General features: G+C 66.7%; 12 protein-coding genes. 5 read left to right on the forward strand and 7 right to left on the reverse strand.

Going from position 1 to position 13,026, the window contains the following annotated elements; genetic code table 11:
* Positions 1–9: 9 nt before the first annotated feature.
* The 5 genes from ASD34_RS15455 to ASD34_RS15475 all read right to left on the reverse strand — a co-directional run bounded on the left by ASD34_RS15455 (position 10) and on the right by ASD34_RS15475 (position 4,634).
* Positions 10–339: a hypothetical protein gene (locus tag ASD34_RS15455; RefSeq protein ID WP_056579192.1), complete on the reverse strand. Its 330-nt coding sequence runs from the start codon at positions 337–339 to the stop codon at positions 10–12.
* 114 nt (positions 340–453) lie between these two features.
* On the reverse strand, positions 454–1,191 hold the full coding sequence (locus ASD34_RS15460) for an aldolase (RefSeq protein ID WP_056579193.1): 738 nt from the start codon (positions 1,189–1,191) through the stop codon (positions 454–456).
* 54 nt (positions 1,192–1,245) lie between these two features.
* Positions 1,246–1,887, reverse strand: a complete 642-nt coding sequence (locus ASD34_RS15465; RefSeq protein WP_056579194.1) for a 2-dehydro-3-deoxy-6-phosphogalactonate aldolase — start codon at positions 1,885–1,887, stop codon at positions 1,246–1,248.
* On the reverse strand, positions 1,884–2,792 hold the full coding sequence (locus ASD34_RS15470) for a 2-dehydro-3-deoxygalactonokinase (protein ID WP_056579195.1): 909 nt from the start codon (positions 2,790–2,792) through the stop codon (positions 1,884–1,886). Before ASD34_RS15470 ends, ASD34_RS15465 begins: the two co-directional genes overlap by 4 nt.
* 102 nt (positions 2,793–2,894) lie before the next feature.
* A complete protein-coding gene (locus ASD34_RS15475) occupies positions 2,895–4,634 on the reverse strand; it encodes an IlvD/Edd family dehydratase (RefSeq protein ID WP_056579196.1) in 1,740 nt (579 codons plus the stop codon).
* Positions 4,635–4,847: 213 nt separating this feature from the next.
* On the opposite strand from ASD34_RS15475, the gene ASD34_RS15480 reads away from it, so the two are divergent.
* The 5 genes from ASD34_RS15480 (at position 4,848) to ASD34_RS15500 (ending at position 9,872) form a co-directional block, all read left to right on the forward strand.
* Positions 4,848–5,597: a FadR/GntR family transcriptional regulator gene (locus tag ASD34_RS15480; RefSeq protein ID WP_056579201.1), complete on the forward strand. Its 750-nt coding sequence runs from the start codon at positions 4,848–4,850 to the stop codon at positions 5,595–5,597.
* Positions 5,598–5,651: 54 nt separating this feature from the next.
* Positions 5,652–6,203: a TRAP transporter small permease gene (locus ASD34_RS15485; protein ID WP_235510088.1), complete on the forward strand. Its 552-nt coding sequence runs from the start codon at positions 5,652–5,654 to the stop codon at positions 6,201–6,203.
* On the forward strand, positions 6,200–7,501 hold the full coding sequence (locus tag ASD34_RS15490) for a TRAP transporter large permease (protein ID WP_056579203.1): 1,302 nt from the start codon (positions 6,200–6,202) through the stop codon (positions 7,499–7,501). The genes ASD34_RS15485 and ASD34_RS15490 overlap by 4 nt, the downstream gene beginning before the upstream one ends.
* Positions 7,502–7,577: 76 nt before the next feature.
* Positions 7,578–8,588, forward strand: coding sequence for a TRAP transporter substrate-binding protein (locus ASD34_RS15495; RefSeq protein WP_056579205.1), 1,011 nt, complete (start codon positions 7,578–7,580; stop codon positions 8,586–8,588).
* An 84-nt stretch (positions 8,589–8,672) separates the two neighbouring features.
* Complete coding sequence (locus ASD34_RS15500; RefSeq protein ID WP_056579207.1) at positions 8,673–9,872, forward strand: mandelate racemase/muconate lactonizing enzyme family protein; 1,200 nt, start codon at positions 8,673–8,675, stop codon at positions 9,870–9,872.
* Positions 9,873–9,884: 12 nt separating this feature from the next.
* Here the strand turns inward: ASD34_RS15500 and ASD34_RS15505 are convergent, their stop codons facing one another.
* Both ASD34_RS15505 and ASD34_RS15510 read right to left on the reverse strand, forming a co-directional pair.
* Complete coding sequence (locus ASD34_RS15505) at positions 9,885–10,937, reverse strand: endonuclease/exonuclease/phosphatase family protein (RefSeq protein ID WP_056579213.1); 1,053 nt, start codon at positions 10,935–10,937, stop codon at positions 9,885–9,887.
* 113 nt (positions 10,938–11,050) lie between these two features.
* Entirely contained in the window at positions 11,051–12,850 is a 1,800-nt protein-coding gene (locus ASD34_RS15510; RefSeq protein WP_056579215.1) for a DEAD/DEAH box helicase, read from the reverse strand.
* Between the last annotated feature and the right edge of the window lie 176 nt (positions 12,851–13,026).

Raw genomic sequence — 13,026 nt, forward strand, 5'->3', positions numbered from 1 at the left:
CCGCGTGCCTCAGTAGCGGTAAGGATTGTTCGGACGGCGGTCGTAACGGTTGGGCACACCGTCGCCATCGTAGTCCCGGCGGCCACTGTGGCGGCGGCCTTCCCAGTCGCGACGGCCGTGGTCGTAGTAGCCATGGCGGCGCGGACCGTCGTAGTAATCCCGGTGGTAGTGGCGCGGGGGCGGCGGCGGTGCGTAGTAGCGATGGTGCGGTGGCGGAGGGGGCGTCACGTACACCTGGGCCTGGATGAACGGGCCGCCGGCCTGGGCATGGGCCGGCGCGGTGAGGGCGGCCAGCGACAGCAGGGCGGCAGCACCGAAGGCGAATGTCAGCTTTTTCATGGCGACTCCTGGGGAGTGGTTGCGATGCCTCATCGTCGCGCCATTGTGTGAAGTTCTTGTAAGCCGCAAGCGAAATCGCATGAAGAGCTGTAAGCCGCTGCGCGCACCGCTTTTTCAGCGTGGCGGGGCCGGCAGCATGCGCCGCAGCGCCTCGAAGAACAGGTCGGACTGTTCCCGCTCCCCCTGGATTTGCGCGGCCACGTGCGCGGCCAGCTTCGCGTTCACGGGCACCAGCGGGCGCCCGGTCGATTGCGCAATCACCTGGTGCAGGCAGGCGCGCTCCAGGTAATACAGGTCGTCGTAGGCATGGGCGATGGTGCCGCCCGCCACGATCACGCCGTGGTTCGCGAGAAAGGCCACGTCCTTGCCCGCCATGGCGCGCGCAATGCGCTCGCCTTCGGCATCGTCGAGCGCCAGGCCGTTGTACTCGGCGTCGATGGCGATGCGGTTCATGTAGCGCATCGCGTTCTGGCTGGCGGTCGGGTCGAGCGCGCGATCGACAGTGAGCGTCAATGCCGTCGCGTAGGGCATGTGGCAATGCAGCACCACGGCGTGGCCCGTGAGCCGGTGCACCGCGCCATGGATGAAGAGGGCGGTGGGCTCCACGCGGTGACGGCCCGCGAGCACTTCGCCGTGCACGTCGATCAGCACGATGTCGTCGGGGCCGATCTCGCTCCAGTGCAACCCGCGCGGGTTGATGAGGTAGCGATCCTGCGCGCCCGGCAGCAACACGCTGAAATGGTTGCACACGCCTTCGGACAGCCCGTGGTGGGCCGCGGCGCGCAAGGCGAGCGCGAGGTCTTCGCGCAACTGGCGCACGGCGGGGCTGGCGTATTCGGAATCGGCGGACATCGCGGGGTCTCCTTCTTTCTTGTGATGGATGAGTCGTGTCGGATCAGGCGCGAGTCACGCGCGGACGAGGCCCGTCCAGGCGGCCACGAAGCGCTGCGCGTCTTCGCGCACGGCGGCGGCGGTCTTGCCAGGCTTGTAGAGCGATGAGCCGATGCCGAAGCCGGCCGCGCCGGCTGCGCGCCACGCGCCCATGTTGTCGGGTGCGATGCCGCCCACGGGCATCACGGGCGTGCCGGCAGGCAGCACCGCGAGCAGGGCCTTGACCACGGCGGGCGAGGCCAGCTCGGCCGGGAACAGCTTGAGGCCCGTGGCACCGGCCGCAAGCGCGCCGAAGGCTTCGGTCGGCGTCATCACGCCGGGCAGACAGGCCATGCCCAGGCGCGCGGCCTCGGCGATGACGTCGGCGTTGAAGTTGGGCGACACGATCAGCTCGCCGCCAGCCGCATGCACTTCGCGCACCTGCTTGGCGTCGAGCACGGTGCCCGCACCGACCAGCGCGGTGGGAAAGCGCTGGCGCATCAGCGCGATGCTCTCCAGCGGCTGCGGCGAATTGAGCGGCACTTCGAGCAGCCGGAAGCCGGGCTCGACGATGGCGTCGCCCACGTCGGCGGCTTCGGCGGGCGAGAGGCCGCGCAGGATCGCCACGAGCGGCAGGGCCTGCATCGCGGCGTGGAACTTGTCGAGAGGGGTGGTCATGGCTGTGAGGTGTCGGTGGCAAGAAAACCGGCCAGCGCGTGCAGGCCGGCCCAGGTGGCTTCGGTGCCCAGGGTGCGGGTCGCCACGCCGGCGGCGCGCAGGGCCAACGTATAGCGCTGGGTGAGGACGGGCGAGCCGATGAGCACGACCTCGCCGGCCGCCTGCAGCGATTGCGTGCGCAGTTCCTCGCCGATCAGCAGACCCGAGAGATAGCTCGCGAGTTCTTCCTTCGGCATGCGGCCGAACAGCGCGAGCGTGCGCGCGCCGAAGGCGTTGTGCAGCAGGCCGTGGCCGTTCTCGGCGCGGGTCACGCCCTCGAGAAAAGCCGCTTCGTCCAGCGGCGCATCGGCATCGAGCGTGCGCGCAAGGATCGAATGCCGGCTCAGCAGTGCGTAGAACTCGCCGGTCATGCAGGTGCGGAAGCTGGCCACGCGGCCTTTCTTCACCGTCGCCCATTTGTTGTGGGTGCCCGGCAGCACGAAGACGCCGTCGCTCAGGCCGGTGAGTTCCATGGCGCCGAAGATCTGCACTTCCTCGCCGCGCATCACGTCGGGCACGCCGTCGTGCGTGTCGCTCAGGCCCGGCACGATCGCGATGCGCGCACCGGGAATGGCGTCGATCGCGAGGATGCTGCGGCCGACCTCGACACGGCCCGCGGGGCACGCACAGTAGGGCGCTTCGACCCAGCCCTGCTTGCTGCCGGCCATGCCGGAGATCAGGCAGCGCGTGTCTTCCAGGCGCATCCAGTCGCCGAACAGTGACTCGAACACCGCGGGGAAGCCGCCTTCGGGCACGGTGAGGATGCCGCGGGCGTCGCTGCGTTCTTCGATGACCTGCCCACTCGGGTGGAGCAATGCACCGCGTAGCGAGCTTGTGCCCCAGTCGATGGCGATGAGTCTTGTCATGTCTGCGTCTTTGAGCGTTGGTTCGGGGCGCGTGCATGGGACACCGGGGCCAGCCCTCTCCAACGATCACGCCGCCCGCGTGATCACGCCCCGAACATCAAATCAGTGATTGTCCCGCGGCACGAAAGCCCCACGGCGACCACGCAGAAAGGCCAGGTCCGCCCCCTGATCCGCCTGCAAAACCGTGTCGACATAGAGCTTCCAGTACCCCGAGTCGAGCGGTGCCTTGGGCGCCACCCATTTCGCGCGGCGCTTTGCCAGTTCCTCGTCGCTCACATGCAGGTGCAGCTTGCGGTTCGGCACGTCGAGCTCGACGATGTCCCCGTCCTGCACCAGTGCCAATGGGCCCCCTGCAGCCGCTTCGGGGGCGGTATGCAGAACGACCGTGCCGTAGGCCGTGCCGCTCATGCGCGCATCGCTGATGCGGACCATGTCGGTGATGCCCTTGCGCAACACCTTCGGCGGCAGCGGCATGTTGCCGGCCTCGGCCATGCCGGGATAGCCCTTGGGGCCGCAGTTCTTGAGCACCATGATGCAGTGCTCGTCGATGTCCAGGTTCTCGTCGTCGATGCGCTTGTGCAGGTCGTCGGCGCTCTCGAACACCACCGCGCGGCCCTTGTGCACCAGCAGCTCGGGCGTGGCCGCGCTGGGCTTGATGATGGCGCCGTTGGGCGCGAGGTTGCCGCGCAGCACGCAGATGCCGGCCTTGTCCTTGAAGGGTTCGGCCTGGGTGCGGATGACCTGCGGGTTGTAGTTCTCGGCGTCCTTCACGTTCTCCCACACGCTCTGGCCGGTGACGGTGAGGATGTCCTTGTGCAGATGGTCGGCGATTTCCTTGATGACCACCGGCAGGCCGCCCGCGTAGCAGAAGTCTTCCATCAGGAACTGGCCCGAGGGCTGCAGGTTCACGAGGCAGGGCAGGTCGGCGGCGAGGCGGTCGAAGTCGTCGAGCGTGAGCTCGACGCCCATGCGGCCCGCGATGGCCAGCAGGTGGATCACGAAGTTGGTCGAGCCGCCGATGGCCGCGTTCACCTTGATCGCGTTCTCGATCGCCTGGCGCGTGAGGATCTTCGACATGTTCATGTCTTCATGCACCATGTCGACGATGCGCCGGCCCGCCTGCCGTGCGAGCACGTTGCGGCGGCCGTCGACGGCAGGGTAGGCCGCGTTGCCCGGCAGGCCGATGCCCAGCGACTCGACCATGCTGGCCATGGTGCTCGCAGTGCCCATCGTCATGCAGTGGCCGTGGCTGCGGTGCATGCAGCTCTCGGCCTCGAAGAAGTCCTGCAGCTTGAGCGTGCCGGCGCGCACCTGTTCGCTCATCTGCCACACGCCGGTGCCCGAGCCCAATTCTTGCCCGCGCCACTTGCCCGAGAGCATCGGGCCGCCCGACACGCCGATGGTCGGCAGGTCGACGCTGGCCGCGCCCATCATCAACGCGGGCGTGGTCTTGTCGCAGCCCATGAGCAGCACCACGCCGTCGAGCGGGTTGCCTCGAATGCTCTCTTCGACGTCCATGCTCGCGAGGTTGCGGTACAGCATGGCGGTGGGGCGCAACAGCGTCTCGCCGAGCGACATCACCGGGAACTCGAGCGGGAAGCCGCCGGCCTCGTACACGCCGATCTTCACCTGCTCGGCGAGCGTGCGGAAGTGCGAGTTGCAAGGCGTGAGTTCGCTGAAGGTGTTGCAGATGCCGATGACCGGGCGACCGTCGAACTGGTCGTGCGGCACGCCCTTGCCTTTCATCCAGCTGCGGTAGATGAAACCGTCGCGGTCGTGGCGTCCAAACCATTGCTGGCTGCGCAGTTCGCTGGCGGGCTTTTTCTTGGGGGCGTTGCTCATGGGATGTGTCTCTTCGTCGTGGATCTGGAGCGGAATCGTCAGGGTTTTTCCTGCGGGACGACCGTTTCAATCATCATATGATAAGCGTGACACACTGTCGCGCATTCAGGGTTTTCGAGTGGCTGGCACAGGCAAAACTGCCTGGATCCGGTCCCGATACGGGCAGAGAAACCAGCACCGGACACCACCAGAACCACACACCCACAGGCAGGCATGATCAAGAACGTTCACGGCAACACGGTCGACCGCATCGGCAGCGACATCGTCGCGGGCCGCTATGCGCCCGGCGCGTCGATTCCGCCGGAGCCGCTCCTGTGCGAAGAGCTCGGCGTGAGCCGGACCGTGGTGCGCGAATCGATCAAGTCACTGATCGCCAAGGGCCTCGTGACCAGTGGCCCGAAAGTGGGCACGCGCGTGCAGCCGCCCGACCAGTGGAACTGGTTCGATGCCGACGTCATCGTCTGGCAGACGCAGGCGGGCCTGTCGGCCGAGTTCCTGCGCGACCTGCAGGACCTGCGCCGCGTGGTCGAGCCGGCTGCGGTGGCCATGGCTGCCCAGCGTGCCACCGCCCACGACATTGCCGAGATGGAAGACGCCTTCGCGGGCATGAAGCGCGCCATCGAATTCGGCGGCGACTACATCACGCCCGACCTGCGCTTTCACCAGGGCCTCATCCGCTCCAGCCACAACCGCATGCTGGTGCAGATGAGCCGTGCGCTGGGTGCGCTGCTGCGCACCAGCTTCGAGATATCGACCTCCCGCAAGAACGGGCCCGCGAGTTCGCTGCCGTTGCATCGCGCGGTGCTCGACGCCGTGATCGCGCGCGATTCGACTGCGGCCGAGAAGGCGGTGCGGGTGCTCATCGACGGCGCGCGCCTGGACATCGAGACGGTGCTGGCCTCGCGCAAGAAGCTGCCTCGCATCAGCCGGCCGGCGACGCAGCTGAAGGCCTTCCCGCTCTAGACGCGGCGGCCGCGCAGACATCCCATAACAACACTGGAAAGTCAGGAGACGCAGATGCTGATGCAAAGGGCTATCGACGGATTTTTTCGCCTGCTGGAGTTCCTCGTCGTCGTGTGCATGGTGGCGATGGTCGTCATGGTGTTCGGCAACGTGGTGCTGCGCTACGGTTTCAACTCGGGCATTTCGGTGTCGGACGAAATGTCGCGCTACTGTTTCATCTGGCTTACCTACATCGGTGCCATGGTGGCGATGCGCGAAGGCGCGCACCTGGGCGTCGACACGCTCATCAAGCAGCTGCCGCTCAGGGGCAAGAAGATCTGCTTCTTCCTGAGCCAGTCGCTCATGCTGTTCTGCAATGTCCTCTTCTTCATGGGCACCTACGAGATGCACGAGCTGCAGGTGACCAACATCTCGCCCGTGGTCGGGATCTCGATGATCTGGATCTACGGCATCGGCTACGTGGTGTCGGTGGTGATGGGCCTCTTCAACATCGACAAGCTCTGGCGCTTGTTCAGGGGCAGGGTGCCCGACGATGAACTGATCCAGGTCATGGAATCCGAAGAACAGGTGCTCGACGCCGCCGCACACGCAAAGGTGGCGCAATGACCGTCACGATCTTCATCGTCTCGCTGCTCGGCGCCATGGCACTGGGCATTCCGATCTCGTACTCGCTGCTGGTGTGCGGCGTCTCGCTGATGGGTTGGCTGACCTACACCGGCGGCCTGCCGGCCTTCGACAGCCAGATCATTGCGCAGCGCTTCGTCGATGGCGCCGACAACTTCCCGCTGCTCGCGGTGCCGTTCTTCCTGTTGGCCGGCGAGTTCATGAACGCCGGGGGGCTCAGCCGGCGCATCGTGAACCTGGCCATGGCCTGGGTCGGCCACTACCGCGGCGGCATGGGCTATGTGGCGGTGCTGGCGGCGATCATCATGGCCTCGCTGTCGGGCTCGGCCGTGGCCGACACGGCCGCGCTGGCTGCGCTCCTCATCCCGATGATGAAGGCCGCCGGCTACCAGATGAACCGTTCGGCCGGCCTCATCGCCGCGGGCGGCATCATCGCCCCGGTGATCCCGCCGTCGATCGGGCTCATCGTGTTCGGTGTGGCGGGCAACGTGTCGATCACCAAGCTGTTCCTCGCAGGCATCGTGCCCGGCATCCTGATGGGGCTGGCGGTGGGCGTGGCCTGGTGGATCGTGGCCAAGAAGGAGAACGTGAAGTCCTCGCCGCGCGTGCCCTGGGGCGAGCGGCTGAAGGTCACGGCGCAGGGCAGCCTGGCGCTGGCGCTGCCGGTCATCATCATCGGCGGCATGAAGTTCGGCGTCTTCACGCCGACCGAAGCGGCCGTGGTGGCCGCCATCTATTCGCTCGTGGTCGGCCTCTTCGTCTATGGCGAACTCAAGGTGCGCGATCTGTACCGCCTCACGCTCGCGGCGGGCAAGACCACCGCGGTGGTGATGTTCCTCGTGGCCGCCGCCATGGTGAGCGCCTGGCTGATCACGGTGGCCAACATCCCGACCGAAGTGGTGGCGCTGCTCGAGCCCTTCCTGGACAACAAGATCCTGCTGATGTTCATGATGATGGTGCTGATCGTCATCGTGGGTACCGCGCTCGACTTCACGCCCACCGTGCTCATCCTCACGCCGGTGCTGATGCCGGTGGTGCTCAAGGCCGGCATCGACCCGGTGTACTTCGGCGTGCTGTTCATCATGAACAACGCCATCGGCCTGATCACGCCGCCCGTGGGCACGGTGCTCAACGTGGTGAGCGGCGTGGCGCGCATCTCGATGGACGACGCCTTCAAGGGCGTGATGCCCTTCTTCATCGCCCACCTCGTCGTGCTGTTCGCGCTGGTGTTCTTCCCGCAGCTCGTGACCGTTCCACTCCAGTGGTGGATGGGTCGCTAGTTTTTTTCTTTTCCGTTCCCTTTCCTGTCAGTCAGTTCGTTCCATCAACCAACCCCTCGAATCGAAGGAGACAAGCATGTTGTTTCGCAGAACCCTGATGACCGCCGCCCTCGTGGCCGGCGGCCTGCTGGCGTCGACCGGCGCCCTTGCGCAATTTGCCGAGCGCACGATCAAGTTCACCAACGGCGTGAACGAAGACCACCCCGTGGGCGTGGGCGTGAAGAAGATGCAGGAGGTGCTTGCGGCCAAGACCGGCGGCAAGATGAAGATCGCGGCCTTCTGGGGCGGCGCCGCGGGCGGTGACCTGCCGGCCACGCAGGCGCTGCGCGCCGGCACACAGGAAATGGTGTGCACCTCGAGCTCGCCGCTGGTGGGCATCGTGAAGGAGCTTGGCGCGTTCGACCTGCCGTTCCTGTTCGGCAGCGAGAAGGAGGCCGATGCGGTGCTCGACGGCCCCGCGGGCGAGTACTTCAACAAGAAGCTCGAAGCCGCCGGCCTCGTGAACCTGGCCTACTGGGAGAACGGTTTCCGCAACCTCACGAACAGCAAGAAGCCGGTCGCCAAGGCCGAGGACTTCGAAGGCGTGAAGCTGCGCGTGATGCAGAACAACATCTTCCTGGATTCGTTCAAGACCCTCGGTGCCAATGCTGTGCCCATGGCGTTTGGCGAGGTGTTCACTGCGCTCGAGACCCGCACCATCGACGGCCAGGAGAACCCCTTCGTGACCATCGAGACCTCCAAGTTCAGCGAGGTCCAGAAGTACCTGAGCGTGACGCGTCACGCCTACACGCCGTTCCTCATCCTCTACAGCAAGAAGCTGTGGGACCAGCTCAACCCGCAGGAGCAGGCGGTGCTGCGCGAGGCCGCGAAGGAGGGCCAGAAGGTCCAGCGAGAAGCCAACCGCGCGCTCAACGAGAAGTCGCTGGCCAGCCTGCGCAAGACGATGACGGTGAACGAGGTCTCGGCGGCCGAGCAGAAGCGCATGCTCGAGAAGGTCAAGCCCGTGTACGACAAGAACGTGCCCAACATCGGTTCGGAAGCGGTCGGCGTGGTGACCGACGCACTGAAGAAGGCGCGCGGGGGCTGAGGCTTTCGGCCATGTGCTGAATGTGTGCAAGAGCCGCGCGGCATCCGCCGCTGCGGCTCTTTTCTTTTTTGCGGAATCCTTGTCATGAAAATCACGCAGCTCGAAACCATCCGGCTCGGCGAGTTCCCCAACATCCTGTGGGTGCGCCTGCACACCGACGAGGGCCTGGTCGGCCTCGGCGAAACCTTCATGGGCGCCGAAGCAGTCGAGGCCTACCTGCACGAGTGGGCGGCGCTGAAGCTGCTCGGCACCGGCCCGCTGCAGATCGAGGCGCGCAACCGCGACATCACGGGCTACCTCGGGTGGCGCGGGTCGGGCGTGGAAACGCGCGGCAACTCGGCCGTGGACATCGCGCTGTGGGACCTGTTCGGCAAGGCCGCGAACATGCCGGTGCACACGGCGCTGGGCGGCAAGAGCCGTGACGCGATCCGCATCTACAACACCTGCGCGGGCTACCAGTACATCCGCAGTGCCACCAACCAGACCAGTTCGAACTGGGGCCTGGCGAACAACAACGGGCCGTACGAAGACCTGCAGGGCTTCCTGCACCATGCCGACGAACTGGCCCAGTCGCTGCTGTCCGAAGGCATCACGGCCATGAAGATCTGGCCCTTCGATCCGGCGGCGGAAAAAAGCCATGGGCAGTACATCAGCAACGCCGACCTCGACACCGCGCTCGAGCCCTTCCGCAAGATCCGCAAGGCGGTGGGCGGCAAGATGGACATCATGGTCGAGTTCCACAGCCTGTGGCGCCTGCCGATGGCACAGAAGATCGCGCGCGCGCTGCAGGAGTTCGACACCTTCTGGCACGAAGACGCGATCCGCATGGACAGCCTCGACCTGCTCAAGCAGTACGCCAAGGACTGCCAGGCGCTCGTCTGCGCCAGCGAAACGCTGAGCTACAAGTGGGGCTTCAAGGACTACCTGCAGACCGGCGTCGCCGGTGTCGCGATGCTCGACCTGAGCTGGTGCGGCGGCCTCACCGAGGCGCGCAAGATTGCCGCCATGGCCGATGCGTGGCAACTGCCCGTGGCACCGCACGACTGCACCGGGCCGGTGGTCTGGGCCGCCTCCACGCACCTGAGCCTGCATGCGCCCAACGCGCTCATCCAGGAGAGCGTGCGCGCCTTCTTCACCGGTTGGTACAAGGAGCTCGTCACCGAGCTGCCGAAGGTCGAGAACGGGATGATCAGCCTGAACGACAAGCCCGGCCTCGGCCTGGAGCTGCTGCCCGACCTGCACAAGCGCGCCGACGCGATCGTGCGGGTGTCGAAGGCCGCGTAGCGCCGTCGTTCGTCAGCGGTTGTCGTCGGTGCGCAGCCGCAGCAGGGCGCGCACGAAGCCGTGGTCAGAGCGCGAGCGGTCGCGCCCTTCGTGCAGGTGGTCGTTGAAGTAGTCGACGCGGCGCACGTCGCCCAGGCTGTGGCGGCTGGTGGCAACGAACTCCTCGCTCACGAGGATCTGGTCGAGCACATCTGGAAAGCCCCGGTGGATGTGCGAATAGGCCACGTCTTTCTTGAGCGCCGACTCGCCCTGCATCTCGTAGGCGTTGAACAGCGCCACATCGCGCGCGGCCTTGTCGTAGGCCACCTCGGAGGTGGCGGCCACCAGTTGCGTGGTCACGCTGTGCGGGTTGTCGTTGAAGTCGCCCATCACCACCAGCGGCACGTTGGTGCCCTGCAGCAGGTCGATGACGATGCAGCGCAGCGCCGCAGCCTCGGCGCCGCGCATCAGCAAGGAGCGCAGCGAGGCCATCGCGCCGATCTTGCGGTCGTCGCGGTCTTCGAGGTGGTTGCCCTGCGCGTCCTGCAGGAACTTGGGGCGCTTGGACTTCAGGTGCACCGTCAGCACATGCACCTGCTGGCCGTGCTTCATGCGCACGGTGACCAGCAGCGGCGGGCGCTCGAAGCGCGTGTGCGGTCCGAGGCCGGGCACGTCGACGCCGAAGCCCGGTGGAAAGTCGACGAAGGACCGCGTGCTTTCCACCTGCAGCCGCGTGACGATGCCGACGCGCGGCGTGCCCTGTGCGCCCGGCCTCCCGGGTGTGCCCGGCGGGCTCGCGGGCGGCGGCGAGTTCTCGGCGCCCGGCACCGAGACGAAGTCGTAGCGCAGCCCGCTGCGGCCAATGGCGGCCTTCAGCGCGGCCTCGTCCCACACCTCCTGCACCGCGAGCACGTCGGCGTTGAGCGCGTGGATGCGCTCGCCGATCCAGTCGATCTTGCGTTCGTATTCGCGCTCGTTGTAGGGGTCCTGGTTCTCGTAGTACACGCGGTTCGGGTTCGCGAGGTTGAGCAGGTTGCAGGTCGCGACGAAGAGCGTGGCGTAGTTGGGCGGTATGTAGGAGGGCATGGCCCGCGCATTGTGGCCTGAGACGGTGGATCGAACTCGCCATGCCCGGGCGCGCCGGCAGAAATGAAAAAGGGCACCGAAGTGCCCTTGTTGAATCGACGCGCGTGCGCGTTTCAGCGACCGAACGAACGACCGCCGCCGCCACCGCCGGAACGGTTGCCACCACCACCGCCGCCGTAGCCACCGCCGCCACCCGAGCGGCCACCGCCACCCGAACGGTTGCCGCCGTAGCCGCCACCGCCGCCCGGGCGACCGCCGCGACCGCGGCCACCCATGTGGTCGACGCTCGTGCGCAACGGGTCCGGCTGGCCGGCGCCGCCGCCTGCGACGGCTTCGGCACGCAGGTGCGCGACCTGGTTGGCCTGCGTCGGGCTGTGGCTGTTGCCGTGATGGCGCGGCTGGCGCTCTTCGTGCGGCGCATGGTGATGCGGCTGCTGCGGTGCGCGCGGCTGGCCTTGCTGCGGGCCACGGCCCTGTGCGGGGCGGCCTGCGCCCTGGCCACGCGGGCCCTGGCCCTGGCCTTGGCCACCACCATTGGCATTGCGGCCTTGGCCGCCACCCTGGCCGCCACCACGGCGTTGACCGCCGCCATTGCCGCCGCCACCGCCGTTGCCGCCACCCTGGCCGGCCTTGTTCTCGCGGATGCGCGACATCATTTCGGTGCGCGCGGCCTTGGCGGCCGCCTGCATGACTTCGCGGCTCGGCGGACGGCCGGCGCCGCCCCAGATCGTCTGGCGACCCATGGCGATCGGCTCGGCACGTTCGCCTTCTTCAGGGCCGAAGCCCTCGACCTTCTGCACCGGAATCGTCTGCTTCGTGAAGCGTTCGATTTCCTGCATGAAGCCTTCTTCGTCCAGGCACACGAAGCTCACGGCCTCGCCGCTCGAACCAGCACGGCCGGTGCGGCCGATGCGGTGCACGTAGTCTTCGCTGACGTTCGGGATCTCGTAGTTCACGACGTGCGGTAGCTCGTCGATGTCGATGCCGCGCGCCGCGATGTCGGTGGCCACCAGCGCGCGGATGTCGCCGCTCTTGAAGCCGGCCAGCGCCTGCGTGCGCGCGCTCTGGCTCTTGTTGCCGTGCAGCGCCATCGCCTCGATGCCGTTCTTGGTGAGGAACTCGGCCACGCTGTTGGCACCGAACTTGGTGCGCGTGAACACGAGCACCTGGCTCCACTTGTTCTCGTTGATGATGTGCGCGAGCAGCGCCTTCTTCTTGCCGCGGCCCACAGGGTGGATCACCTGCGTGATGCGCTGCACCGTGGTGTTGCGCGGCGTGACCTGGATGCTCTGCGGGTTCTTGAGCAGCGAGCCGGCGAGGTCGCGGATCTCGTCGCTGAAGGTGGCCGAGAACAGCAGGCTCTGCTTTTCCTTGGGCACCAGGGCCAGGATCTTCTTCACGTCGTGGATGAAGCCCATGTCCAGCATGCGGTCGGCTTCGTCCAGGATGAGCATCTGGACCTGGCTCAGGTCGAGCATGCCCTGCTGCTGCAGGTCGAGCAGGCGGCCGGGGGTGGCCACGAGGATGTCGACACCCTTCTTGAGCTTGCTGATCTGCGGGTTCATGCCCACGCCGCCGAAGATCACGGTGGAGTCGAGCTGCAGGTACTTGCCGTAGGTGCGCACCGACTCTTCGACCTGGGCCGCGAGTTCACGCGTGGGGGTCAGCACGAGGGCGCGGATGCCGATGCCGCCGAACTTGTTGGTGGCGCTGCGGCTCATGGTGAGCTTGTGCAGCATCGGCAGGGTGAAGGCCGCGGTCTTGCCGGTGCCGGTCTGGGCGCCGCCCAGCAGGTCGTGGCCGTCGAGGACCACGGGAATGGCTTGCGCCTGGATGGGGGTGGGGGTGTCGTAGCCGTGCTCGTGCACAGCCTTCAAGATGGCGGGAGCCAGCTTCAGTTCGTCAAAATTCATTGTGGAAACAACAAGCGCCATACACGGCGCAGTGGCATCGGCCCGCCAGGCGTCGTTTGGGTGACGCCGAGCCAGTCAAGGCAGATGAAGGTCAGGGGTGGGAGCCGGAAAACCCGTTGTGATAAGGGGTTTCTTCGTCCCCGGCAGAGAGCCGGTTTGCGGGCAACTGGACCCGG

This window comes from Variovorax sp. Root473 (genome assembly GCF_001426505.1).
Classification (GTDB): Bacteria; Pseudomonadota; Gammaproteobacteria; order Burkholderiales; family Burkholderiaceae_C; genus Variovorax.

Excerpts from the sequence above, each read along its gene's own strand:
- ASD34_RS15460 (WP_056579193.1), bottom strand. The coding sequence starts at position 1,191 with ATGTCCGCCGATTCCGAATACGCCAGCCCCGCCGTGCGCCAGTTGCGC.
- ASD34_RS15505 (WP_056579213.1), bottom strand. The coding sequence starts at position 10,937 with ATGCCCTCCTACATACCGCCCAACTACGCCACGCTCTTCGTCGCGACC.
- ASD34_RS15475 (WP_056579196.1), bottom strand. The coding sequence starts at position 4,634 with ATGAGCAACGCCCCCAAGAAAAAGCCCGCCAGCGAACTGCGCAGCCAG.
- ASD34_RS15465 (WP_056579194.1), bottom strand. The coding sequence starts at position 1,887 with ATGACCACCCCTCTCGACAAGTTCCACGCCGCGATGCAGGCCCTGCCG.
- ASD34_RS15495 (WP_056579205.1), top strand. The coding sequence starts at position 7,578 with ATGTTGTTTCGCAGAACCCTGATGACCGCCGCCCTCGTGGCCGGCGGC.
- ASD34_RS15500 (WP_056579207.1), top strand. The coding sequence starts at position 8,673 with ATGAAAATCACGCAGCTCGAAACCATCCGGCTCGGCGAGTTCCCCAAC.
- ASD34_RS15490 (WP_056579203.1), top strand. The coding sequence starts at position 6,200 with ATGACCGTCACGATCTTCATCGTCTCGCTGCTCGGCGCCATGGCACTG.
- ASD34_RS15455 (WP_056579192.1), bottom strand. The coding sequence starts at position 339 with ATGAAAAAGCTGACATTCGCCTTCGGTGCTGCCGCCCTGCTGTCGCTG.
- ASD34_RS15480 (WP_056579201.1), top strand. The coding sequence starts at position 4,848 with ATGATCAAGAACGTTCACGGCAACACGGTCGACCGCATCGGCAGCGAC.
- ASD34_RS15485 (WP_235510088.1), top strand. The coding sequence starts at position 5,652 with ATGCTGATGCAAAGGGCTATCGACGGATTTTTTCGCCTGCTGGAGTTC.
- ASD34_RS15470 (WP_056579195.1), bottom strand. The coding sequence starts at position 2,792 with ATGACAAGACTCATCGCCATCGACTGGGGCACAAGCTCGCTACGCGGT.
- ASD34_RS15510 (WP_056579215.1), bottom strand. The coding sequence starts at position 12,850 with ATGAATTTTGACGAACTGAAGCTGGCTCCCGCCATCTTGAAGGCTGTG.